This is a genomic window from Nissabacter archeti, from assembly GCF_018257325.1.
Taxonomy (GTDB): domain Bacteria; phylum Pseudomonadota; class Gammaproteobacteria; order Enterobacterales; family Enterobacteriaceae; genus Chimaeribacter; species Chimaeribacter arupi.
This window is the reverse complement of sequence record NZ_JAERKB010000003.1, coordinates 64,857-88,040: the sequence shown is the minus strand read 5'-3', so window position 1 is coordinate 88,040 and position 23,184 is coordinate 64,857. Positions and strand designations below refer to the sequence as shown.

General features: G+C 61.9%; 25 protein-coding genes. 12 read left to right on the top strand and 13 right to left on the bottom strand.

Annotated elements, in window-relative coordinates; all coding sequences use genetic code 11:
- Nucleotides 1-31: 31 nt before the first annotated feature.
- The 4 genes from ppnP to JK232_RS04815 form a co-directional block, all read right to left on the bottom strand.
- Complete coding sequence (gene ppnP / locus JK232_RS04830) at nt 32-322, bottom strand: pyrimidine/purine nucleoside phosphorylase (RefSeq protein WP_072926601.1); 291 nt, start codon at nt 320-322, stop codon at nt 32-34.
- 213 nt (nt 323-535) lie between these two features.
- Nucleotides 536-727 (bottom strand): YaiA family protein, encoded by a 192-nt coding sequence (locus JK232_RS04825; RefSeq protein WP_072926604.1) that lies wholly within the window; start codon nt 725-727, stop codon nt 536-538.
- Nucleotides 728-842: 115 nt separating this feature from the next.
- The gene (aroL, locus tag JK232_RS04820) at nt 843-1,367 is read right to left on the bottom strand and encodes a shikimate kinase AroL (RefSeq protein ID WP_072926607.1); all 525 of its coding nucleotides are present in this window, start codon (nt 1,365-1,367) and stop codon (nt 843-845) included.
- Between the two features lie 433 nt (nt 1,368-1,800).
- A complete protein-coding gene (locus JK232_RS04815) occupies nt 1,801-2,070 on the bottom strand; it encodes a YdgH/BhsA/McbA family protein (protein WP_072926611.1) in 270 nt (89 codons plus the stop codon).
- Between the two features lie 172 nt (nt 2,071-2,242).
- On the opposite strand from JK232_RS04815, the gene JK232_RS04810 reads away from it, so the two are divergent.
- Nucleotides 2,243-2,641, top strand: coding sequence for a hypothetical protein (locus JK232_RS04810; protein ID WP_212588897.1), 399 nt, complete (start codon nt 2,243-2,245; stop codon nt 2,639-2,641).
- A complete protein-coding gene (locus JK232_RS04805) occupies nt 2,614-3,546 on the top strand; it encodes a DUF808 domain-containing protein (protein WP_072926614.1) in 933 nt (310 codons plus the stop codon). Before JK232_RS04810 ends, JK232_RS04805 begins: the two co-directional genes overlap by 28 nt.
- A 1,075-nt stretch (nt 3,547-4,621) precedes the next feature.
- Here JK232_RS04805 and JK232_RS04800 read toward each other — a convergent pair.
- Nucleotides 4,622-5,392 (bottom strand): class I SAM-dependent methyltransferase, encoded by a 771-nt coding sequence (locus JK232_RS04800; protein WP_212588896.1) that lies wholly within the window; start codon nt 5,390-5,392, stop codon nt 4,622-4,624.
- Nucleotides 5,393-5,538: 146 nt separating this feature from the next.
- Here JK232_RS04800 and JK232_RS04795 point away from each other — a divergent pair, with 146 nt between their 5' ends.
- From JK232_RS04795 to sseA, 3 genes are read left to right on the top strand one after another with little or no spacing between them, the layout of a single operon-like run.
- Complete coding sequence (locus tag JK232_RS04795; RefSeq protein ID WP_212588895.1) at nt 5,539-6,360, top strand: helix-turn-helix transcriptional regulator; 822 nt, start codon at nt 5,539-5,541, stop codon at nt 6,358-6,360.
- 31 nt (nt 6,361-6,391) lie between these two features.
- A complete protein-coding gene (locus tag JK232_RS04790; RefSeq protein ID WP_072926625.1) occupies nt 6,392-6,991 on the top strand; it encodes a GNAT family N-acetyltransferase in 600 nt (199 codons plus the stop codon).
- Nucleotides 6,988-7,833 carry a 3-mercaptopyruvate sulfurtransferase gene (gene sseA, locus JK232_RS04785; protein ID WP_212588894.1) on the top strand — a complete coding sequence of 282 codons (846 nt, stop codon included), beginning with the start codon at nt 6,988-6,990 and terminating at the stop codon, nt 7,831-7,833. The genes JK232_RS04790 and sseA overlap by 4 nt, the downstream gene beginning before the upstream one ends.
- Before the next feature lie 189 nt (nt 7,834-8,022).
- Here sseA and JK232_RS04780 read toward each other — a convergent pair whose 3' ends face one another.
- Nucleotides 8,023-8,463 carry a thiol-disulfide oxidoreductase DCC family protein gene (locus tag JK232_RS04780; RefSeq protein WP_212588893.1) on the bottom strand — a complete coding sequence of 147 codons (441 nt, stop codon included), beginning with the start codon at nt 8,461-8,463 and terminating at the stop codon, nt 8,023-8,025.
- Nucleotides 8,464-8,558: 95 nt separating this feature from the next.
- On the opposite strand from JK232_RS04780, the gene JK232_RS04775 reads away from it, so the two are divergent.
- Nucleotides 8,559-9,170, top strand: coding sequence for a class I SAM-dependent DNA methyltransferase (locus tag JK232_RS04775; protein WP_212588892.1), 612 nt, complete (start codon nt 8,559-8,561; stop codon nt 9,168-9,170).
- A gap of 7 nt (nt 9,171-9,177) precedes the next feature.
- Here JK232_RS04775 and agp read toward each other — a convergent pair whose 3' ends face one another.
- From agp to JK232_RS04760, 3 genes are all read right to left on the bottom strand, one after another.
- A complete protein-coding gene (gene agp / locus JK232_RS04770) occupies nt 9,178-10,491 on the bottom strand; it encodes a bifunctional glucose-1-phosphatase/inositol phosphatase (protein WP_212588891.1) in 1,314 nt (437 codons plus the stop codon).
- Nucleotides 10,492-10,608: 117 nt separating this feature from the next.
- Nucleotides 10,609-10,941, bottom strand: coding sequence for a DMT family transporter (locus JK232_RS04765; RefSeq protein ID WP_072926644.1), 333 nt, complete (start codon nt 10,939-10,941; stop codon nt 10,609-10,611).
- A 44-nt stretch (nt 10,942-10,985) separates the two neighbouring features.
- Nucleotides 10,986-11,945 carry an AraC family transcriptional regulator gene (locus JK232_RS04760; protein ID WP_246538297.1) on the bottom strand — a complete coding sequence of 320 codons (960 nt, stop codon included), beginning with the start codon at nt 11,943-11,945 and terminating at the stop codon, nt 10,986-10,988.
- Nucleotides 11,946-12,119: 174 nt separating this feature from the next.
- Here JK232_RS04760 and JK232_RS04755 point away from each other — a divergent pair, with 174 nt between their 5' ends.
- Nucleotides 12,120-12,863 (top strand): flagellar brake protein, encoded by a 744-nt coding sequence (locus JK232_RS04755; protein ID WP_212588890.1) that lies wholly within the window; start codon nt 12,120-12,122, stop codon nt 12,861-12,863.
- Nucleotides 12,864-13,545: 682 nt separating this feature from the next.
- On the opposite strand, the gene JK232_RS04750 is transcribed toward JK232_RS04755, so the two are convergent.
- A complete protein-coding gene (locus tag JK232_RS04750; protein ID WP_241506175.1) occupies nt 13,546-15,531 on the bottom strand; it encodes a methyl-accepting chemotaxis protein in 1,986 nt (661 codons plus the stop codon).
- Between the two features lie 281 nt (nt 15,532-15,812).
- Here JK232_RS04750 and JK232_RS04745 point away from each other — a divergent pair, with 281 nt between their 5' ends.
- The 3 genes from JK232_RS04745 (at nt 15,813) to JK232_RS04735 (ending at nt 18,448) form a co-directional block, all read left to right on the top strand.
- Nucleotides 15,813-16,328, top strand: a complete 516-nt coding sequence (locus JK232_RS04745; RefSeq protein ID WP_072926664.1) for a GNAT family N-acetyltransferase — start codon at nt 15,813-15,815, stop codon at nt 16,326-16,328.
- 168 nt (nt 16,329-16,496) lie between these two features.
- Nucleotides 16,497-16,943: a DUF2946 domain-containing protein gene (locus tag JK232_RS04740; RefSeq protein ID WP_212588889.1), complete on the top strand. Its 447-nt coding sequence runs from the start codon at nt 16,497-16,499 to the stop codon at nt 16,941-16,943.
- Nucleotides 16,944-17,032: 89 nt separating this feature from the next.
- A complete protein-coding gene (locus JK232_RS04735; protein ID WP_072926668.1) occupies nt 17,033-18,448 on the top strand; it encodes a PepSY-associated TM helix domain-containing protein in 1,416 nt (471 codons plus the stop codon).
- Nucleotides 18,449-18,454: 6 nt separating this feature from the next.
- On the opposite strand, the gene JK232_RS04730 is transcribed toward JK232_RS04735, so the two are convergent.
- Nucleotides 18,455-19,195 (bottom strand): SDR family oxidoreductase, encoded by a 741-nt coding sequence (locus tag JK232_RS04730; RefSeq protein WP_212588933.1) that lies wholly within the window; start codon nt 19,193-19,195, stop codon nt 18,455-18,457.
- A gap of 224 nt (nt 19,196-19,419) precedes the next feature.
- Nucleotides 19,420-19,662 (bottom strand): exopolysaccharide production protein YjbE, encoded by a 243-nt coding sequence (gene yjbE, locus JK232_RS04725; RefSeq protein WP_241506177.1) that lies wholly within the window; start codon nt 19,660-19,662, stop codon nt 19,420-19,422.
- Nucleotides 19,663-20,370: 708 nt separating this feature from the next.
- Here yjbE and mmuP point away from each other — a divergent pair.
- Nucleotides 20,371-21,801 carry an S-methylmethionine permease gene (gene mmuP, locus JK232_RS04720; protein ID WP_072926672.1) on the top strand — a complete coding sequence of 477 codons (1,431 nt, stop codon included), beginning with the start codon at nt 20,371-20,373 and terminating at the stop codon, nt 21,799-21,801.
- Nucleotides 21,791-22,729 carry a homocysteine S-methyltransferase gene (mmuM, locus tag JK232_RS04715; protein WP_072926674.1) on the top strand — a complete coding sequence of 313 codons (939 nt, stop codon included), beginning with the start codon at nt 21,791-21,793 and terminating at the stop codon, nt 22,727-22,729. Before mmuP ends, mmuM begins: the two co-directional genes overlap by 11 nt.
- A gap of 31 nt (nt 22,730-22,760) precedes the next feature.
- On the opposite strand, the gene JK232_RS04710 is transcribed toward mmuM, so the two are convergent.
- Nucleotides 22,761-23,027 carry a helix-turn-helix transcriptional regulator gene (locus tag JK232_RS04710; protein ID WP_072926676.1) on the bottom strand — a complete coding sequence of 89 codons (267 nt, stop codon included), beginning with the start codon at nt 23,025-23,027 and terminating at the stop codon, nt 22,761-22,763.
- Between the last annotated feature and the right edge of the window lie 157 nt (nt 23,028-23,184).

The following is a 23,184-nucleotide window of genomic DNA, read 5'->3' as shown; positions in this document are numbered from 1 at the left end:
GTGGGCGGCTTTTTTTCTGTGGCAACCGGCGTTATTTGCTCAGGTATTTACACAGATAGGCGGTGGTGTCAGACACCTGAAGGTTAAATTCGCTGTGGCCCGGTACGTAGAAGGTTTCCCCCGGCATAAACACCTGCCAGTCCGGCGAACCGGGCAGCAGTACCCGCAATGCGCCGGTGATCACCGTCATCTCTTCCGGCTGTTTGGTGCCGAAGGTATATTCCCCGACTTCCATCACGCCGACGCTGGCGTTACCGATGGTGCCGCTCTCGTACCCGATAGACTTCACTTTCCCTGCAAAATACTCGTTAACATTCAACATAGTCTGACCCTGCGGCTGGAAAACAGAACTGCCATAGTAGAGTCAGTGGGCGCGCGCTGTCACTGATTATTCACGCCCGGCGCGCATTATTGCCCTATAACGCGATCGGGCGCGCAAACCCGCCCGCCCGGCCTGCCTTCCTTAAAAAACCGGCATGAAAAAGCCGGCATCAGCGCCGGCTTTTTGCACATATTTTCACAGGGCGGCTAACCGCTAATCAATTTTTTCGTCTTCGTAGCGCCGCTTGGAATCAAGGGCTTCCGATTCCGTCTCATGCTCACTGATCAGGGTGTCCGGTTTCGGATGATCGGCGCGCAACTCGTACCAGGTCACAGTATTACCGGGTTCGCCCTTTTCAACAGGGACGATGCGCGCTTCGCGCGGATAGGGAGGATGTCCAGGCATGGTTAATTCCTTTCGTTATGCACCGAAAAGTAAGTATAGACAGGATTTTAGCGGGCGGTGGCTGCGGCGGGTCGGAAGTCTCTGAAAACCGGGCCGAAGGCGGCCCGGCAGCGGATTACTTTATGGTTTCAACCTGTAACAGGCGCTGGATGGCCGCGACGATCTCCGCCGGGCTGGTGGTGGCGTCCAGCACATGGTGGGCAACTTCCTGATAGAGCGCCTCACGGGCGGCCAGCACCTCGACCATCTCTTCACTGATCGGCTTGCCGGTCAGCGTCGGGCGCTGGGCATCCAGCGGGTACTCTTCCAGCCGGTGGGCCAGGGTGGCAGCCGGTGCGCGCAGGTAAATCACCCGCCCCGCCCCGCGCATAAAGGCGCGGTTTTCAGCCGCCAGTACCGCGCCGCCGCCGGTAGCGACCACGGTACGGGGGGCCGTGACGGCTTTCAGCGCCTCGGTTTCACGCCGGCGGAAACCCGCCCACCCTTCACGCGCCACGACATCCGCCACACTCAGGCCGGTGGACTGTTGCATAAACACATCCGTATCCGTGAACTGATAGCCGAGTGCACGGGCCAGCGCATTACCGACCGTGGTTTTGCCTGCGCCGCGGGCACCGACCATAAAAATAGGTTGTGTCATTGCTGTCCTTTCCTGCCGCTACGCCGGGCAGTTCCCATCATCTTTTAGAAAAGCGGAATCATACCTGTTACCCACACAGACGCAATGATTGATCACGCTGCGCCGCCGCAAAACAGAAACAGAGACGGCCGGGCGCAATCTGACACTGCGCCCGGCCGTCTCTGTTTTTTCAGAACTTTCCAATCAGGCAGCCATAGCCTGACGCCGCCGTTATTACCACGGCGCACCCTATGATTATTAATACAGCCTTTTACCGGGTATTCCCTATTAAGAAATAACGCAGATAAAACCCTTCACCTTAATAAACCCCCTCACCCACTGTTTATTTATCCGGTCTTTTTCCGCACGCCATTAACGGTATTTCACGTTATTCATGCCGTTACGAAAGCGCGACGGCAGCGCCGGCCAGCCTGACCGGGAAATAAACTTCGGCTCAGCGATAAATCTCGGCATTTACCCGTTGCTGGCTGGAATCACTCGGCGTATCAATGCCGATAATACGGTAGTGGCTGGCCCCTTCATCCATGGCTTTTTGCTCTACGGCACTGATGGCATCTTCCGGCGAGCCGGTAATCCCACTGACCGTCACGGTGCCCATGCTTTGCAGCCCGCTGGCTTCGCTGCGGTTGACTTCCGTTGCCGCCAGGGCAGAGAACGAGGCAGCCGTCAACAGCGCAGCAGTTATCACAGGTAACAGTTTCATGACACTCTCCTCATACTTTTGCAGATGAAAACCTCTTTCGCACACAGGGTATTTCACGGCACTGGGTAATTTGCAGCAAAACAAATAGCCCGGCGTGGTGACATGTCACACTGATTTACGCTATGGCGATCGTGTTCAGAGCAGTAATTATGGGTCACGCGGTGAAAAAAAGTTGTCAGCCGGTGTAAAGAAATTCAAGTATCGTGGAGGAAATAAGGAGGGGGATCTTTTTTCTTTTTTACCGGCTTCGGTGTTCAATTATTTTGGCGTTACCTGGGCGGATCACACGATTATTTTGTCGCTAACACTTATCTGTATAAAAGCCATAGAGCAATTTCTGGTTATTTTGCTGTCGGCTGCCGCTTTTTCCCATAACATTTCTTTACCCGGCCCCGGCTGGGCGAAAGCGGTGCCAGCGCCTATCTTTAAGGGGACGCCCGGTCACAGGGCGAGTGGTACACTGGCGCGCCGGGTAATTTCTTGTTACTGCCTGTTTTTGTTACTATCCGGCCTATTGAAAAAATTAACCGAAAGGAAAACACGATGGCGGGAAGCAGCCTGTTGGCACTGATTGATGATATAGCCTCTATTTTGGACGACGTCGCCGCGATGAGTAAGGTGGCGGCACGGAAAACCGCCAGTGTGCTGGGGGACGACCTCGCACTGAATGCCCAGCAGGTCAGTGGCGTCAAAGCTGACCGCGAGCTGCCGGTGGTCTGGGCGGTCGCCAAAGGCTCGCTGCTCAATAAAGCGATTCTGGTGCCGCTGGCCTTGCTGATCAGTGCGTTTATCCCGTGGGCGATCACCCCGTTGCTGATGATTGGCGGTGCCTACCTCTGTTACGAAGGTTTTGAGAAAATAGCGGAAAAATTTTTCCATGGTAAAGAGGCCGCCCATGAGGCTGCGCCGCGCGCCAACGCGCCGAAAACCCAGGAGGAGTTACTGGCGCTGGAGAAGAAGAAAGTGAAAGGCGCGGTGCGCACTGACTTTATTCTTTCCGCCGAGATTATTGTGATTTCCCTGAACACTGTGGCCCACGTGCGGTTTGTGGATCAGGTGATGGTGATGGTGTTGATTGCCGTGGTAATGACGGTGGGCGTGTACGGGCTGGTGGCCGGTATTGTGCGGATGGATGACGTTGGGTTTTACCTGCGCAAGCGCCAGGGCACCGGCATGTTCACGCGCCTGCTGCACGCGCTGGGCAGCGGCATCCTACACACTGCCCCGCTGTTGATGAAGACGTTGTCGATTGTCGGCACCATCGCGATGTTCCTGGTCGGCGGCAGCATCCTGACCCACGGTTTGCCGTTTATGCACAGTCTGGTGGATGTGCTGAACCACGGCAGCACCGGGTTTGTCAGCACGCTGATTACCGGTGCGGTTGACCTGGTGGTCGGGTTGATTGCCGGGGCGATTGTTCTCGGTGCGGTAGTCCTGGGGAAGAAGGTGTTTGGGAAGAAGGAGAAGGCGGCCTAAGCGGCAGGCTCATAGCCATTAATGGTTAATGGTTAAGTGGCATGTTTCGGTTGCTCATGTGCGGATGGCTTTTGGATCGAGGTGTGTTGCGTTGGCAGACGCCCGGCTTCTTTCTGCTGCCGCAGCCATGCGTAACGTGGCATGTTTCGGTTGTTTATGTGTATTTGTCTTCCCGGCTCACCGAGCCTCAACCGAGCAGGGCCTGCCGGCGCGCCGGCCCTGCACCCGCGCGCTTTCGGTGCCCCGGCTGAATCATTGCACGCTCCCGCGTGTCCCCTCACTCCGCCTCCGGGCTTTTCGGGCCGCCGCAGACACGCTCCCGGCGTGGCTGCGACTCTCGCACACATCCCTGTGTGCTCGCCCGGCCCTGCGGCTCCACTCGGCAATGATTTTTACGCCCCCACCAGATTGCAAATCAAAAGGTATGTAAGGAAATAGTAGGGGAAATTCTAATGATGAGTCTGCGTTTACGTTTGGCCTGCGGCTCCACTCGGCAATGATTTTTACGCCCCCACCCCCTCTGCAAACCAAAAAGTATGTAAGGAAATAGTAGGGTGAGATTTTTAAGTCGCTCGGTGTATTTACTCTCATACTGAATTTTCATGCAGCAACGCGTTTGCATTCTCCCCAAATCTTAAAAAGGTCTTATCTACTCTTTCCTTACATAGCGAAGAATTTGCAGTCTGGTGGGGGCATTAAAATTATTGCCGACGAGGACGCAGGGCCGGGTGAGCGGGCATGGACGCCCGCGAAAGGGACAGTCATGCCGGGAGCGTGTCTGTCCCGGCCCGAACAGCCCGGAGGACGCTGGAGGGAAGCCGCGGTAGCGGCCAATAATTCTGCCGGATCACCAAAAAGTGCGCGGGTGCAGGGCGAGCGCACTGGCGCGCCCTGCTCGGTTGAGGCTCGGAAAGCCAGGTAGACAACGACACATAAACAACCGAAACATGCCACTTCACTTATTTTCAGGCTCTGAACAGCTCGGAAGACAATTACACATGAACAACCGAAACATCCCACGTTACGCATGGCTGCGGCAGCTGAAAGACAGCGGGCGTATGCTAATGCGCCCCCCTCACATCCGAAACCCCTCAATAGTCATCACATCACTACAAAAACTCCCGTCCGCCTGAATCTCAAAATATTCAACCACCTCCGCAGAGGCCCCCTCCTGTAACGCCCGGATGGCGGTCACAAAATGTTCCGGCGTCCGCATCCGCGTTATCCAACTGCTGAACTCCAGCGCCAGGCGGCCGCGGGTCACTTTCTTAATGCCCAGCCCGGCGGCGTTAAACAGCGTGAGCCACTCGCCGCCGGAATAGTTGCGCACATGGGAGGTGTCGCGCAGCACTTCCACTGTCTGCAAATGGATGTCCAGCACCGGGTGGCCGGGCGACACCACATCCATCACGATCACCTTGCCGCCCGGCTTCAGCACCCGCCGCACCTCACGCAGCGCCTGCCCGACATCATGCCAGTGGTGCGCCGAATAACGGCTGATCACCACATCAAACTCACCGTCCGCAAACGGCAGGGATTCCGCCGCCCCCTGCACGACCCGGATATTCTCCAGCTGCCGCGCGTTTGCCGCCTGTGCCACCACCGCCAGCATCTCCCCGGAAAGGTCATACGCCGTCACCTGCGCCACCTGACCGGCGGCCACAAAACTGGCGTGCCCCGCCCCGCACCCAATGTCCAGCACGCTCGCCTGCGGGTGCGCCGCCAGCCGCCGGGCCAGCCGCTGTAAATCCTCACCCTGCGCATGCACCGCGCTGTGTAAATAGGCGGTGGCCTGCGTACCGAACTGCTGCTCAACCGCTTCTGCGTGGGTCTTCTGCTTTTCCATAATGCCTCCGGGGTATAGTGGGAATCAGCGCCTGACAGGCGCCCTGTTGCGCTGCCGGTTCACTATAGGCACGTGCCGATACGGGTACAATATGAGCAGTTATACTGGTATAACGACTACCCCCTTCGCGAACGGGAAACGAAACGATGCAGCCTGATACCCTGAATGGCCCCAAAGCCCTGGGCGCTTTTTTACGCGCCCAACGTGAACGCCTCACCCCGGCGCAGGCCGGGCTGCCCAGCGCCCCACGCCGCCGTACCAGCGGGTTGCGGCGTGAGGAGCTGGCACAGCTCAGCGGCATCAGCACCACCTGGTACACCTGGATTGAACAGGGGCGCGACGTTTCCGTCTCACCGCTGACCCTGGCGCGGCTGGCGCGGGCGCTGCAACTCGGCACGGCTGAGCGCGAGTATCTCTTCTCCCTGGCGCAGGCCAGTGACCCGGAAAGCCAGGACGCCGCCGACGCTGCCGGCCCGGCCTTGCTGGCCAGCGTGCAGCAACTCCACTGCCCCGGCTACCTGCTGGACAGCATCTGGAATGTGATCAGCTGGAATGCCCCGGCACAGGCGCTGTTCAGTGGCTTTTTCGGCACTGTTCCGGCCCCCAATCTGCTGAATTTCATGTTCCTGCACCCGCTGGCGCGCGAACTGGTGGCAGACTGGCCGGAGCGCGCGCGGCGGGTGGTGGCGGAATTTCGCGCGGAGACGCGCCATTTCCCGCACTCTGAACCGGTGCGCGACCAGGTGCAGGCGCTCTGCCGTGACAGCACGCTGTTTGCCCAGTGGTGGCACGGCCAAACGGTGATGGCGCGCGAGGGCGGCCTGCGCCGCTTCCACCACCCGCAGCATGGCGAGGTGAATTATCGCCAGCAAACCTTCTACCCGGCGGGCAGCCCGGCACTGAAACTGGTGATGCTGTTACCCGGTGAGGACGCTGAAAATATTGACACCTCCCCGCAGCATGGGTGACGCTGATCCCCCTGCCGATGAGGATACTGCCATGATCCCACGCCTGATCTACCGTGATAACGCCATTGAAATCCGTGCCCCGGAAGAGGCTGAAGCCCCGCTGCTGTGCCGCGCCGTGCGCGATTCCCAGGCCGACATCGGCCGCTGGGAGAGCTGGTGCACCCCGGCGTACAACGTCGCTGACAGCCTGCGCTTCCTGCGCGATTCAGAACAAAAACGCTCGCGCGGCAGCGAATACAATTTCAACCTGTTTGACCTGGAAACCGGCGAGATCACCGGCGCTATCTCCCTCAACCGCATCAGTTACGAATACCACATGGCCAACGTCGGCTACTGGACCCGCAGTGACCACACCGGCCGGGGGCTGGCCCCGCTGGCCGTCCGCGCCGCCAGCCAGTTTGCCTTTGAGCGGCTGGCACTGACGCGGCTGGAGATTGTGGCGATGGAGCGCAATCACCGCAGCTGCCGGGTGGCCGAAAAGGTGGGGGCCACCGCCGAAGGGTTGCACCGCAACCGGCTCTATTTCCATGGTAAACCCTGCCACGCCTGGGTTTACTCCCTGATCCCCGGTGACATTACCTATCCCGATGCCACCGCCACCCCGATGCAACAAAGGAATGCGACGCTATGACCTCTTCTTATCTCGTCTCTCCGCACTGGCTGGAAAAACATTTGCAGGATGACAACCTGATTGTGCTCGACTGCCGCAAAGCCAAGCCCGGCACCACCCCGCCGCGGCCGCTGGAGGAAGAGTACCGCGACGCGCACATCCCCGGCGCCGTCTATTTCGATGTGGATAAACTCTCTGACCAGACCACGCCGCTGCCGCATATGCTGGCGGAAGATGCCTACTTTGCCCGCGAGGCCGGGAAACTCGGCATCCGTAACGATCAGACCATCGTTGCCTATGATGACGGCGATTTCTTCTCCGCGCCGCGCATCTGGTGGATGCTGCGCCATTACGGTGCCAAAGATGTGCGCGTGCTGGATGGCGGCATCAACGCCTGGCGGGCGGAAGATCGCCCACTCGAACAGGGCGAAGTGAGCCGCCCGCCGCAGACGTTCCGCGCCGCCTTCGACCGCAGCCAGGTGAAATCGGTGAAAGAGGTGAGTGAACTCAGCCAGAACGGCGAAGCGCAGATTGTGGATGCCCGCGCCGCCGGGCGTTTCCGTGGTGAGGTGCCGGAGCCGCGCCCCGGCCTGCACAGCGGCCATATCCCGAACAGCCTGAACGTGCCCTTTACGCTGCTCTCGGCCGACGGACGCCTGAAAAAGCCGGACGCGCTGAAGCAGACGTTTATCGATCAGGGGGTAGATCTGGAGAAGCCGGTGGTGGCGAGCTGCGGTTCCGGCGTCACGGCGGCGGCGCTGGTGTTCGCCCTGGCCACACTGGGCGTGGACGCCAAACTCTATGACGGTGCCTGGACAGAATGGGGCGATCTCAACGCGCAGTGGCCGGTGGAAAAAGGCTGACGCCACCTAAAAAGAAGCCCGCGCAAGGCGGGCGGAACAAACTGGATGAGGTTGGGTTGTTATTCGGGGGGCTTTTCACCCTTGCTGTTTTTAACCCATGATGCTTTCAACCCGTTGAGTGTAGATCGGTTTCGGGCGGCATGATGTTATTAAAATGTAAACAAATGCGCCCGGCTTTATCCGCCCGGCCTATCCCCCCGGCAAATAGCGCCCCGGTTCCTGTGCGCCCGGCAACGCTGAGCCGGGCGGCAACTTGCCGAACCAGCGGTAACGGTTTTTCGCCACGCCGTTGTACACCGCATCGCGCAGTACCCGGGGAAACAGGCGCAGGGCAGCCAGCGCGCGCCACGGCCAGCCGAGCTGCGCCAGAATGGCGAAAAAGGCATCAGACCGTACCCGCAGTTGCGGGCCGTGGATCCAGGCGATGGTGTTGAAATTATCCGTCGGCAACCCGGCCCAGCGCAGTAAATCCTGCCCGGTGGCCGACTGCACCGTCGCCAGTTTCAGCACGCGCTGCCGGTCAGCCCGTAACAGAAAACGCACCAGCCGGTGGCAGAGTGGGCACTCACCATCAAACAGCACCACCTGTTCGCCGGGCTGTAAATGCGGAGGTGCAGATCGTTGCGTCATGATGTTTCCCCTTACGCTGTGTACCGTTAAGGTTAGCCGGCCCGGTTCGCGCCCTTTTCCTGCTCACGCTTTTTCCTCCCCACTCAGGAGACACCATGTGCCACCACCCCGCCGCCGATAACATCATCCCGCTCTACCAGCAACATGCCGCGTTATGGGATGCCGCACGCCGTGATGACTTTATCGAACAGCCGTGGCTGGATGCGTTTCTCAGCCTGTTACCGGCGCGCGGTAGCGTGCTGGACATCGGCTGTGGGGCGGGAAAGCCACTGGCGGCCTACCTGCTGGCACGTGAATGTGAGGTCACCGGCGTGGATGCCTCGCCGCCGATGATCGCGCTCTGCCGGGCGCGCTTTCCGCAACAGCGCTGGCAGGTGGCGGATATGCGCACGCTGGCGCTCGGCCGCACATTCCACGGCCTGTTGGCCTGGGACAGCTTCTTCCACCTGACGCGTGAGGCGCAACGGCGGATGTTCCCGATCTTCCGCGCCCATGCGCGCCCCGGTGCGGCGCTGCTGTTTACCAGCGGCCCGGCGGAGGGCGAGGCGATCGGCACCTTTGCCGGCCAGCCGCTCTACCACGCCAGCCTCAGCCCGGCAGAGTACCGGCAGTTGCTGGCGCAGAACGGCTTCCGGGTGGTCAGGCAGCAGAGCGAAGACCCCACCTGCGGCCACCACACTCTCTGGCTGGCACAGCAACAAGGCTGACCCCTGGTCAGGTTTCCGGCACCGGCTGCCGGGCGGCGACCTGCCGGAAGGTGTTGAACGGGCAGAAACCTTGCGCATCCGCCGGGCAACCGGCTAACCGCAGGGTGACGCGCTGCGGCGGGGTTTGCAGGGTCAGGGCGCTGTTATTGCGGATCTGCCCGGTGGCCGGGTAGACATACTCCACTTTCAGCAGGTCACGGTCAGCGGTGCTGTCGTGCCAGCGCTGGAACACCACCGCGCCGCTGATTGGCGTGCGCTCATACTGCTGCGGCAGCTGATAATCCTGGGTTTTCAGCGCCGCCAGCAGCGACGCAATGTTGGAATCATGCCCCACCAGCACCGTCAGTTTCGCCTGTTGCGCGGCCTGCTCGTCCGGCGTTTTACCGTTGGTTCCGTCCAGCGCCAGGCTGATAAAGCCCAGCAGTGGCGCGGCGGCGTTGGCGGCGATCGCCGGGGAACCGAATAACGTCTCATGGTAGAGGTTTTTGATCGCCTCCAGTTGCTGCCATTGTGCCGGGGTGCTGACCTTGCCCCAGGCCACATCGGTGAGCGGGTAGCCCTCATAATATTGCAGCATAAAGGCGTCAGCCGCGCCGGTGGCGGTCCGCAGCGGCCCGGTGATGCCCGGCTCTTTGCCCTGGCGCAGTTGCACGCTGGAGGGCTGCGCCGCCAGCGAACACAGAGATTTCTCCCGGCAGAGTTTGCTGTGCCGGTAGTCCAGCACCTGCTCCAGCAACGCATAGTTCGGGGCCAGGCGCTGGTTCAGGCCATCGAGGCCGCCCTCACCGGCATGTTGGTTAAGGGAGCGCAGCGCGTTGCGGCGAAACGTATCCGTTACCTCAGCGGTGATGATCGGGTTGAAGGTCGGGTCCATGGTGCCGACCAGCATCTGGTGCGTGACGCGGAGATCACAGCCGGGAAACGCCCCGGCGAGGAAATGGGTGGCGGTGTCGATGGTGCGCGGCAAGCTGTTGGCATAGGTAAAGACCTGTTTCGGCGCCGGGCAGCCTTCAGCCGCCAGCAGGCCGGTTGTGCCGAGCCAGGCGCGGAAATAGCGCCCGACATGCTCCTCCACCAGCCCGCCTTTGGGGGTCAGCAGCCCGCCGGGGGTTTTCCATGCCGGCCAGGTGTGCGGGGTGGCGTCCGCCAGTACATCGCCGTAGTTCACCAACGGGGCGCGGATGCCGTGGCGGCTCATGATCACCACTTTTTCCAGTTGGTAGCCCGCCGGTGCCCCCTGCTCCGCCGCGCCTGCCGCCAGCGGCAACAGCAGCCATGACAGCGCCGCTGCGCCCCTTTTCCATGCCGATTTTTTAGCCATTGTGTGCTCCATTGTGAAAACAGCCGGTGGCGCAGCCTTCAACCACTTGATCCTGCGTCTTTTTTCAGCATAGAAGAGTCTGGCGGAAAGGGGGAGACGCGGCTCACACTCCCCGGTTCAATGGCTCACCGAATGGGAGAACAGGTTCATGATTATCACCCCCGCCACAATCAGCGCCATGCCGAGCAGTGCCGGGGTATCGAGCTTCTGGCCGAACAGCACCCAGCCCACCAGCGTGATCAGCACCACGCCCAGCCCTGACCAGATGGCATAGACAACGCCCACCGGCATGGTGCGCAGCGTCAATGACAGCAGATAAAACGCGATGCCGTAGCCTGCCGCCATCAAGAGCGTCGGCCCCGGCCGTGAGAAGCCGTCGCTGGCTTTCAGCGCCGAGGTGGCGACCACTTCAGCCAGGATGGCCGCAATCAAAATACCCCACTGGTTCATGCCCTTCTCCCTTTGTCCTTCACAGCCTTAAGCGTAGCCGGGGTTCAATTTTGTGCCGTGACATAATGGGAAAAGGCTGACGACGGGGTCAACGCCAGCGTCTGTTTCATGTGGGCGATCTCCTCGCCCGGCGGGCGGCCGAAGAAGCGCTTGAACTCGCGGCTGAACTGCGACGGGCTTTCATACCCGACCTGAATCGCCGCCGCCGCGGCCGTGACGTCATGGCGGATCATCATCAGCCGCGCCTGATGCAGGCGGGTCGATTTCAGGTATTGGATGGGGGTGGTCTGGGTCACCGCTTTGAAATGCGCATGGAACGCCGGGACGCTCATGCCCGCTTCCCCGGCCAGGCGGCTGACGTCCAGCGCGGCGTCGTAATGCTGGTGGATGCGGCGCAGCGCACGGGCAATCTTGCCGAAATTGCCCTGCTGCACCAGCGCCGCCCGCATCGCACCGCCCTGCTCGCCCATCAGCACCCGGAAACAGATCTCGCGCACCAGCGACGGCCCGAGGATGTCCGCCTCCAGCGGCGTGCTGAGCGCCTCCAGCAGCCGCAGCACGCTGTCGCTGAGTTTGCCGGTCAGGGGCGTCGCGATCATGCTTTGCGGCTCCGCCGCGATCCGCCCGTGCCCCTCTTCAATGGCCAGCATTAAATCGGCGGTGGTGGTGAAATCCAGCCGCAGCGCCACCGCCAGCATCGGCTCCTCCGGCGTGGCCTCGGTTTCGGTGGCAAACGGCAGCGGCACTGACAGCACCAGATAGTGCCGGGCATCATACACAAACGCTTTGTCACCAAAGAAACCGCGTTTACGCCCCTGGCAGACAATCACAATGCTCGGCTCGTAGAGCACCGGCGTCAGCGGCAGGGGCTGGTTGGCGCGCATAAAACGCACATTCTCCAGCGCTGACTGGGTATAGCCTTCACGCGGTGCCAGCCGCAATAACAGCTCCACCATGCGCTGTTGCCGGCTTATTTCCGGCTGTATGACCACTGCCTCACTCATTCTGCCCTCCTGAGATTGCTGAACCGGATTACCGCGACCGGCTAAAGCATGGCACAGGCGGGCCGTGCCGCGCCAGTCACCACGTTGGGTGAAATTTACCCAGCCACCGGCCTAAAGCCGTGCGGGGCGCTGCCGATAATTCAGGATTAGCCATAATTATTCCGGGGAAGCCAGGTGAGCCACAGCGATAAAGACCAATTTCTGAAAACCAGCCCGCTCTCGATCATTGCCAGCCTGCGTGACCTCGAAGCGCAGGACGTCGCGGTGATGGTCAGCCATGCGCGCGGCCAGTTCGTGACCAAAGTGCTGGCCGTGCTGCCGGAGAGCGGCGAATGGGTGCTGGATCTGAGCAGCGTCAGCCATGAAAACCGGGTGGTGCTGGAGGCGCAAACGCTGGGCGTGGTGGCGGAAACCGCCAGTGCGAAGATTGAGTTCACCCTCGGCGGCCGGTTGCGCGAACAGACGTGGCAAGGGTTGCCGGCCTTTTACGCGCCGCTGCCTGCGTCGTTGTATGCCATTCAACGGCGCGAATACTTCCGCGTCAACACGCCGCTGTCGCTGGATTTCTGCTGCCGCGGCACCCTGCCGGGCTACGGGGATTTCTCTTTCCAGGTGAAAGATATTTCGCTGGGCGGTATCTGCCTGTATGCCGATAAGGCGTTTACCGGCACCTTGCAGCCGGGCATGGTGTTGCACAACACCGATCTGGATTTAGGGATGTTCGGCCGCTTTACGCTGGATATTCAGTTTGTTGACGTGATGGTGAACCAGGTGCTCGACCGCAAAGGCGACACCCAGAGCCAGACCCGTTTCAGCTTCCGCTTCCCGATGCTCAGCGCCCCGCAGGAGCGCGATTTGCAGCGGGTGATTTTTGGGCTGGAGAGGTTGCAGCATGAGAGGCGGCAGCGGGTGAGGTAAGCGCGGGGGCGCTGGCCCTGCACCCGCGGGCTTCGGGTACCGCCTGTTGTTTTTAATGGGGGCGGTGGACTGTTTCGGTTGTTCGGCATCGCTGACCATTTCAACCACTAAGCCTCAACCGAGCAGGGCGCGCCGGTGCGCTCGCCCTGCACCCGCGCACTTTCGGTGCCCCGGCTGAATCATTGCCCGCTCTCGCGGGTGGCCCTCATTTCGCCTCCGGGCTTTCCGGGCCGCCGCAGACACGCTCCCAGCGTGGCTGCGACTCTCGCGGGCGTCCTGCCCGCTCACCCGGCCCTGCGGCTTCACTCGGCAATGATTTTTACGCCCCCACCACTTCTGCAAACTATTAAGTATGTAAGGAAAAAGTAGCCGTTTTTTTTGGGCATCCATGCCCGCTCGCCCGGCCCTGCGGCTCCGTTCGGCAAGGGTTTTTACGCCCCCACCAGACTGCGAATTCTTGGGTATGTCAGGAAAAAGTAGACGGCGTTTTTGGGTATCCGCCCCGCTTACCCAGGCCTGTGGCTCCGTTCGGCAAGGGTTTTTATGCCCCAGCCTTTCTGCAAGTTCTTGGGTAGGTACGGAAAAGCAGGCGGTGAATCGTTGGGGGTTGTCGTGAAGAAGGCGAAAAAAAGCCGGGACGTTGATACGCCCCGGCTTTTTATGCGGCCTGGTTTTATAACGCTTAAAGGTCGCGGGTTTTGAAGGTGCTGACGTGGGCGGTCAGGCCAAGGGCCTGCTGCTCCAGGGCGGCGGTGGTGGCGGTGGCTTGCTGTACCAGCGCGCTGTTCTGCTGGGTGACACCCTCCATCTCGTGCACCGCCTGGGTCACCTGGCTGATGCCGCGTGCCTGCTCGTCCGAGGCGGTGACAATCTCCGCCATAATGGCGTTGACTGCCATCACGGCCTGCGTCATCTCGGCCATCGTCTTGCCGGTGGCGTTCACCAACGATACCCCCTTGCCGACACGGGCACCGGACTCCGCCAGCAATGCGCTGATCTCGTGGGCGGCGTCGGCGCTGCGCTGCGCCAGATTCCGCACTTCCCCGGCAACCACCGCGAAACCACGGCCCTGCTCACCGGCGCGGGCGGCTTCCACCGCCGCGTTCAACGCGAGAATATTGGTCTGGAACGCGATGCCGTTAATCAGCGTGGTGATCTCGTTGATGCGCCGCGCGCTGTCGTCAATCTCACCCATAATCGCGACCACCTCACCCACCAGATGCTCGCCGCGCCCGGCTATCTGCGCGGCATTGCCGGTCAGTGCGGTGGCGCTGTGGGCGTTCTCGGCGTTCTGCTGCACCGTGGCGGTCAACTGCTCCATACTGGCCGCCGTCTGCTCCAGCGCGGCAGCCTGCTGCTCCGTGCGGGCCGCCAGCTCCACATTCCCGGCAGCGATCTGCGTGGCCTCGCTGCTCACTGCCTCACTGGTGGCACGGATCTGCCCGACCAGCGTCGACAGCTGACGCTGCATGGTCGACAGCGCATAAAACAGACTGTGCGTGTCCTGCGCGCTCACCGTCACCGGCAAACGTAAATCCCCTGCGGCGACGGCGAGCGCAATCTCGGCCGCCTCGCGCGGTTCCCCGCCCAGCGGGCGCGCCACCTTAAAGGTAAACACCGCACCCAGCACGCCGGTCACAATCACAATACTCAGCAACATCAGCCACAACGCCTGAGTACGCTGCCGATCGGCCGCCGCCATCACCACATCCAGCGGCGCGACAATCTGCAACATCCACGGCGTGCCGCTGTTCCCCACCGGGATCGGCAACACAATACTGATGGCGCGCGTCTTCAGCACGCTGTCTTCCACTTCCGCCTGCCACGGCTTCCCGGCGCGGATATGCTCCAACAGCCCCGCCTCGGTCACGCTCCCGCCACGCAGCGCCGCGTCCGGATGCGCCACCACTTTCCCCTCTGCCGAATAGAGCGCCGCATAACCGGTGCCCTGGAACGGCACAATCCCGGCAATCATCTTTTGCAAGGTGACCAGCGAGAAATCCGCCGTGACCGACCCGAGGAATTTCCCCTCTTTCATGATCGGCACGGCAATCGACGTCAGCAGTACCGGCACGCCGTTATACGGGTAACTGTAAGGCTCCAGAATCACGTCCGTGCGGCGCTCACGCGGCAACAGATAGTAATTGCCGCTGCCGGGGGTCTCGTAGTCCGTTAAGTTGTGCAGCGCCGGGTTGCCTTGCGCATCGCGATCGCTGTAGCGCACAAACCGCCCGGCGGCATCCTGCCCCGGCTGCCCGGCCAGCGCCCGGTCTTTGCCGTCAAAGGCGTCCGGCTCCCAGCCCATCGACATCGACAGAAAATCGGGATGGTTACCGAGCGTATTCTGTAACAGGGTATCCGCCAGGTGGCGATCGGCCGCGCCGCCCTGTTGCAGGCTTTGCAGGTTGACGCCCAGCGAGCGCGCGGCAATCAGCGCCGCATCCAGCCGTTGCTGGGTCGCCAACGCCTGCGTGGCTGCCGTCTGGGTCAGGTAGTGGATAGAAAGGGCTTTTTGTTGCTTGCCGGATTGGTAACTCAGCAGGCCCAGCGTGGTGACAAAGCCCAGCGTGATCACGCCAAGCCCCGCCAGCAGCATCACACTGCGGGTAGAGAGGCCGCGGTGCGCAGTGCCCGGCGGCTTTTTACGAAATAAGGATGACAAAAACATGGGGTTCCCCTGGCGAAGTCAGTCACAGTGTCAGCGGCACTCCCTGCTCGGGTGGTTCACCTGTTTCCCGCCAGGCATCGGGAACGTTATCGGCACCCGGCGGCGAAACCTTAGCCACTTGCCGCAGGCAAATTTCCGGTTTGCCCGCCCGGCGCACCGGGATCGGGTTCGCCTGATTCATTCATTTTGTGAATGAACGGTTAAAACGATTCAGCAAGCGGATTGATTTGTGTCGTTAAATTACGCAGGATGGAGGTCTTTTATACATCGAAGGAATGAGAATGTTGACGATCAGAACGGCCGGGGTCGCGGATGCGGCCACCCTGCAACAAGTGGCGCGTGAATCCTACCTGCACCATTTTGCCCACCTGTGGCAGGTGGCAGCGGAGATGGAGGAGTTTCTGGCCGACGAGTACAACCGTGACACGCTGGAGGCCGAACTCGCCAACCCGGAGATTTTGTGGCTGCTGGCCGAGTCCGCCGGGCAACCGATCGGCTTTGCCAAGGTGTGCTGGAACCGCCCGCGCCCTGACAATAACGAGCCGGGCGCGCTGCTGCAAAAACTCTACCTGATGCCGGAACAGACCGGCCAGGGCTATGGCCGGCAACTGTGGGAGCAGGTGCTGGCGGCCGCCAGGCAACAGGGCCAGAAAAGCCTGTGGCTGACGGTGTTGCAGAACAACCCGCGGGCGCGCACCTTCTACCTGCGGCACGGGATGGAAAGCATCCAGACCCTGCCCTTCTCCAGCGTCAGCCAGCGCAGCCTGATGGATCTGCTGGTGATGCCGCTCCCATAAGGGGGCGGTTGGCCGGTTAATTGCCCCGTTTGACGTCACCGATCGGTGATCTTTTCTTTACTGTCCCGTGTGTTTTTAGCAGCACGGGTTTAACATTTCTGCGATAAATCACGTACACTCCCTGCGCCGGTTACCGCATGGCGTGGTAACCCTGTGATGGGATCTGCTGTGTTTCTGACGCTCCGCCCCTCTGCCCGGCACCGTACCACGGCGGCCTGGCTGGGGATAGTCGCTCTGCTGCTGCTGTTTGTTGCCCCGGTGATCTCCACCTCACTGGCAGACACGCACGCCCGGACGACGGCGATGCCCGGCATGATGATGGCGATGGACTCTCCCTCAATGGGCCATGAGGCAATGGGCCATGAGGCGATGGATCATGGCGCGATGGCGGCGGGTGAGATGCCGATGTCGCACCCCGCGGGGATGATGGCCGATCAGGCCGCCTGTGGTTACTGCGTATTGCTGGCCCATGCGCCGCTGCTGGAGATGGCGCTGCCGTTGCTGGCCTGGTTTACCCTGCTGGCGGCCCGTGTGCCGCCGCCCCGGCTGCGGTTACGCCTGCCGCCGCCCCCGCCGGTCTGCCGCCCGCGTACCCGCGCGCCCCCTTTCTGCTGATAAGCCCCTGACGCCCCGGCGTCTGTTGTCCGTTGCCGCTGCCCTGCCGGGCGGTGGCGCGTGTCGTTTGCCTTATCACGGAGTTCACCATGTCGGTTGAATCTTTGCCGCAGGCGCGTACGCCTGCGCGCACCCTCTCTGCCCGCGCGGCGCTGCTGGCGCTGCTGAAGCGGCTGCATTTCGCCATTGGCCTGTTCGTCGGCCCGTTTATCTTTGTCGCCGCCCTCACCGGCACGCTGTATGTGCTGACGCCGCAACTCGAAAATGCGCTGTATGCGCAGCAACTCTTTACCGACGCCACCGGCCCGGTGCAGCCGCTGTCACGCCAGGTTGCCGCGGCCCAGGCGGCGGCAGGGCATGGTGCGCGGATCATCGCCGTGCGCCCTGCGCCTTCCCCCGGCCAGACCACCCGCGTGATGTTTGCGGCCGCCGGGCTGGGGCCGTCGGAGAGCCGGGCGCTGTTTATTGACCCACACACGCTGGCGCTGCGCGGCGAGCTGACCGCCTACGGCACCAGCGGCATCCTGCCGTTGCGCACCACGCTGGACTACCTGCACCGCAACCTGCTGCTGGGCGAGCCGGGGCGCGTTTACAGCGAGCTGGCCGCCTCCTGGCTGTGGGTGGCGGCGCTGGGCGGTCTGGCGCTCTGGCTGATGCAGCGCCCGCCGCGGCTGACGCGCCACGCCACGGAGAACGCCCGGCAACAGCAACGCACCCGCCGCCGCCATACCGTGACCGGGCTGACGCTGCTGCTGGGGCTGCTGTTCTTCTCCGCCACCGGCCTGACCTGGTCAAACTGGGCAGGCAGCAATATCGACCGGATGCGCAGCGCGCTGGACTGGATGACCCCGGCCGTGAACACCGAGCTGCACCGCAGCCAGGGTGAAAAAGAAGAGGCTGACCCGCACGCGGAGCACCACGGCATGATGATGATGCCCGGCATGGTGATGCCGCCCGCCCCGGCGCAGGCCGCCGCCACGTTTGACGGCGTGCTGGCGGCGGCGCGGCAGGCCGGGATTGCCGCTGACCGGCTGGAGATCCGCCCGGCGAAAATCGCCGGCCGGGCCTGGACGGTGAATGAGATCAATCCCCGCTGGCCGACGCGCGTCGATTCCGCGGCCATCGACCCGCACGGCTACCGGGTGGTGGATATGGTGCGCTTTGCCGATTTCCCGCTGGTGGCGAAACTGACACGCTGGGGAATTGACGCACATATGGGCGTGCTGTTCGGGCTGCCGAACCAACTGGTGCTGGCGGCGTTCGGACTGGGGCTGTGCCTGATGATCCTCTGGGGTTACCGGATGTGGTGGCTGCGGCGGCCCGCGGCCCCCGCGCAGCACCCGGCGCAGACACTCTCTGCCGCCTGGGCCGGGTTGCCGTGGCTGCCGCGCCTCGCGGTGGTGCTGGTGGCCGCCGGGCTGGCGCTCGCCTTGCCGGTGATGGGCGTCAGCCTGCTGCTGTTTTTGAGTGTGGATGTGTGGCGCTGGCGGCGCAGTCAGGCCTGATGAACGTCAGATAATGCCGCCGTTCGCGCGCAGCGTCTGGCCGTTGATCCAGCCGCCATCCGGCCCGGCCAGGAATGCCACGGTGGCGGCGATGTCCTGCGGCTCGCCGAGGCGCTCCAGCGGCGGCATCTTCGCCAGCCGCTCCACCTGTTCCGGGGTTTTGCCGTCGAGGAACAGATCGGTGGCGGTCGGGCCGGGCGCGACGGCGTTTACCGTGATGTGGCGGCCGCGCAGTTCCCGCGCCAGCACCGCCGTCATCGCTTCCACCCCGGCTTTGGTGGCGGTGTAGACGCTGTAACCGGGGTGCAGCAGCCCGACCAGGCTGGAGGAAAGGTTGATGATGCGGCCGCCGTCGCGCAGGCGCGTTGCCGCCTCACGCAGGGTGTTGAAGCTGCCTTTCAGGTTGATGGCGATAAGCCGGTCAAAGGTGGCGTCATCGATCTCCGCCAGCGGCGCAATGGCCATGACCCCGGCGTTATTGACCAGCACGTCCACCCCGCCAAAGTCGGCGTCGGCCCGGTCAAACAAGGCGGCCACGGCGGCAGCATCACTGACATCCGCTTTTACCGCGATCGCCCGGCCACCGCGCAGGGTGATTTTTTCCACCAGCGCATTGGCCGGCAGGGCCTGGCTGGCGTAGTTCACCACTACCGCAAACCCCTCTTTGCTCAGCCGTTCCGCCACGGCCGCCCCGATGCCGCGTGAGGCCCCGGTCACGATCGCGACTTTCTGGTTTTCATTGCTCATCATCTTATCCCCCGGTTGAGGTCATCTGTTGCGCACGGTGTCGGCGCAAAGCGTGGCCTGCCCACCCGGCCGGGTGCGGCAGCCCTGGGAATAGCTATAGCAACCCACCGCCGCCCCGGCAATGAAAAAGGCCGCCGGTGAAGACGGAAAAAAGAGGCCGCCCGGAGGCGGCCTGTAAAACAAGCAAAGGGGAGTTACAGGTAAAGCGCAAAACAAGCAACAGGTTAGCGGGTGGTCTGGGTGGTGGTCGAGGTGCTGGTGGCAGTGGAGCCGTTGCCGTCTGAGCCGCCATTTTCCAGCAGCAGCGCCACGGCGGTAATCGCGGCAATGCTGCCGACACCGATGGCATCAGACTGCCCCTTGCTCAGCGAGGTCGCGCTGCTGCCTGCGGTTTGTGCCGCAGCCGCGCCGCCGGAGATCGCCAGGGCGGCGATAAGCCCGGCCACTTTCATCATAGTTGCGTTCATTTTCTTATTCTCCTGATGACTTGCTGTGTGAGTCCTGACATACCGGCGGGCCGCCCGGTTGCCGCCGCAGGTTTACGCTGTTTTTTTATCGCGTATTTATCCCGCTGCCGCCGGACGCGGCCCGATATTACCGGGGGATTCCTTGCCAATTAATCAAGCCCGGCGAATTAAAACGCTAGAGGTTTGGCTTTTAAAAAACAAATAACATCAGCGCCGGTAAAGTTTTTAAGAATAGCCTTAATATAAAATGAATTTTTTTAGTTTTTCCGGTGTTTATCACAAGGTGAAATGATCATGAAATCGGCGTGAAAATCCTTTAAAAACAAACAACCACCATTAGGAATGCAATTAAGAATCTCAGGCAACAACGCCAGCCGCCACACCGGCTAAAATAATCACATTATTTTCACTTCTGTTATTTATCTGCCGGGTTTTATTTTTAGCGGGGTATTTATTTCTCATTTCTTCCGGTGATTTTATTTCTTTGGGTGTGGCGCGGGGTTTTCATCAATAAATAAAGGTGTGTGCTGGGCGGGCGGGCGTTAAAAAAGCGGGCGGCGGGCTGGATAATTCCCGGCGGGGATTAATAAGCGGCCATCATCGCGCTCAGGCGGTCGGGGACACCCAGCAGGAGTGAAGATTGATTTCAGCCGGCGTAAAAGGTATAACAACCTCACTTTAGAAGTTTAGACGTCTATACGGATAAGAATGAGCAGCCAACCCTCCTCCACTTCCGGCCAAGAAGGCCAGTTCAAGCGCACCATGAAAGCCCGCCATCTGGTGATGCTCTCGCTTGGCGGCGTGATCGGCACCGGGTTGTTTTTCAACACCGGGTACATCATCTCCACCACCGGCGCCCTGGGGACGCTGCTGGCCTACCTGATTGGTGCGCTGGTGGTCTACCTGGTGATGCTGAGCCTGGGTGAGCTGTCGGTGGCGATGCCGGAAACCGGCGCGTTCCACCTCTATGCCGCCCGTTACCTCAGCCCGGCCACCGGTTACACCGTGGCCTGGCTCTACTGGCTGACCTGGACGGTGGCGCTCGGCTCCAGCCTGACCGCCGCCGGGTTCTGTATGCAGTACTGGTTCCCGACGGTGCCGGTGTGGATCTGGTGTCTGCTGTTCTGCGTCATCATCTTTGGGCTGAACGTCATCACCACCAAAGTGTTTGCCGAGGGGGAGTTCTGGTTTTCGCTGATCAAAGTGGTGACCATCCTGGCGTTCATTATCCTTGGGGCCGGGGCGATGGTCGGGCTGGTGCCGATGCGTGACGGCACACCTGCGCCGTTCCTCAGTAACCTGACGGCCGGGGGCTGGTTCCCGCATGGCGGCCTGCCAATCCTGATGACGATGGTGGCGGTGAACTTTGCCTTCTCCGGCACTGAGCTTATCGGCATCGCCGCCGGTGAAACGGCGCAGCCGGAGAAAGTGGTGCCGATGGCCATCCGTACCACGGTGGCGCGGCTGGTGATCTTCTTTATCGGGTCGGTGCTGGTGCTGGCGGCGCTGATCCCGATGGACCAGGCCGGGATTGTGAAAAGCCCGTTCGTGGCAGTGTTTGAGAAGATCGGCATCCCTTATGCGGCCGACATGTTTAACTTCGTTATCCTGACGGCCATTCTGTCTGCAGCCAACTCCGGGCTGTACGCCTCCGGGCGGATGCTCTGGTCACTGGCGAATGAGCGCACGCTGCCGGGCGCCTTTGCCAAAGTGAACCGGCGCGGCATCCCGATGAACGCGCTGCTGGTCAGCATGGTCGGCGGGCTGCTGGCGCTGCTCTCCAGTGTGGTCGCGCCGGACACGGTGTTCGTGGCGCTCTCCGCCATTTCCGGCTTTGCGGTGGTGGCGGTGTGGCTGAGCATCTGCGCGTCACATTATGTGTTCCGCCGCCGCTGGCTGGCCGCGGGCAATGCGGCCGCCGCCCTGCCCTACCGCGCGCCCTGGTACCCGGTGACGCCGATCCTCGGTTTCGTGCTCTGCCTGCTGGCCTGCGTCGGGCTGGCGTTCGATCCGTCGCAACGGATTGCCCTATACTGTGGCCTGCCGTTCGTTGCGCTCTGCTATGTTGCCTATTATGTGACCCAACGACGGGCGAAAACCTTAACTGCCGCTGTATCAGGAGAACACCATGCCGGCTGAAAACCCGATTGCCCGCCATCTGGCGCAACACCCTTATCTGATCCTGGACGGGGCGCTGGCCACCGAGCTGGAGGCGCGCGGCTGCGACCTGGCTGACCCGCTCTGGTCGGCGAAAGTGCTGCTTGAGAACCCGGAACTGATTTATCAGGTGCATCTGGACTACTTCCGCGCCGGGGCGCAGTGCGCCATTACCGCCAGCTATCAGGCGACGCCGCAGGGCTTTGCGCCGCGCGGGCTGGATGAGGCGGCCTCGCTGGCGCTGATTGGCAAAAGCGTGTCGCTGGCGCAACAGGCGCGCAGCGATTACCTGGCGCAGCACCCGGAGAAAACCGGCCTGCTGGTGGCCGGCTCGGTTGGCCCCTACGGCGCTTACCTGGCGGACGGCTCTGAGTACCGCGGGGACTACCAGCTGCCGCAGGCGGAGATGATGGCGTTCCACCGGCCGCGCATCCGCGCGCTGGCGGAAGCGGGCGTGGATCTGCTGGCGTGCGAAACGCTGCCGTCGTTTGCCGAGTTGCAGGCGCTGATTGCGCTGCTGGCAGAGTTCCCGGCGCTCTCTGCCTGGTTCTCCTTTACGCTGCGTGACAGCGACCACCTGAGCGACGGCACCCCGCTGACGCAGGTGGTGGATCTGCTGAACGCCACCCCGCAGGCGGCGGCGCTGGGGATTAACTGCATCGCGCTGGACAAGGTCACGGCGGCGCTGCAATCCCTAAGCCCGCTGACGGACAAACCGCTGCTGGTCTACCCGAATTCCGGCGAGCAGTATGACGCGACCAGCAAACGCTGGCACAGCTGCGGCAGCGGCCACCCCACGCCGGCAGACCACCTCCCGGCGTGGATCGCGCTCGGCGCCCGGCTGGTCGGCGGCTGCTGCCGCACTACCCCTGAAGACATCGCCGCCATCGCCCAGCGCTGCGCGGGCTGATCCCCTCCCTTGCCTGATTCAGGCGCGCCGGTTACTCCGGCGTGCCTGCCGCGCACTGCTGCCAGTAACGCAGGATGGCATCCGCCAGATCGTTCTCTTCGGCATAAAACCAGGCCAGCGGCAGCCCGAGTGCCTGGGCGATCCGGCTTGCGGTGGCCTGGTCGGGCTGGTGTTTGCCCTTCTCATACTGGTTCATCCGCGCGCTGGAGGTGGTTTCCTCCATGCCGGCCAACAGCCCGAGTTTATATTGCGTTAACCCGGCCCGTACCCGCGCCTCTTTTAATCGTTTTACCAGCATGATTATTTTCCTCTTCATTGACTCAGGTATTCTTAGTTTTTATCCGCGCCCGCTACCCGCCCGGAAAATAACGCGCCACCCCGCACCGCAGAAGTATGAACGCCGTCCCACTTTTTGGGAAAGGGCTTTATTTTAAGATGTGTCTGAATATTGCCGA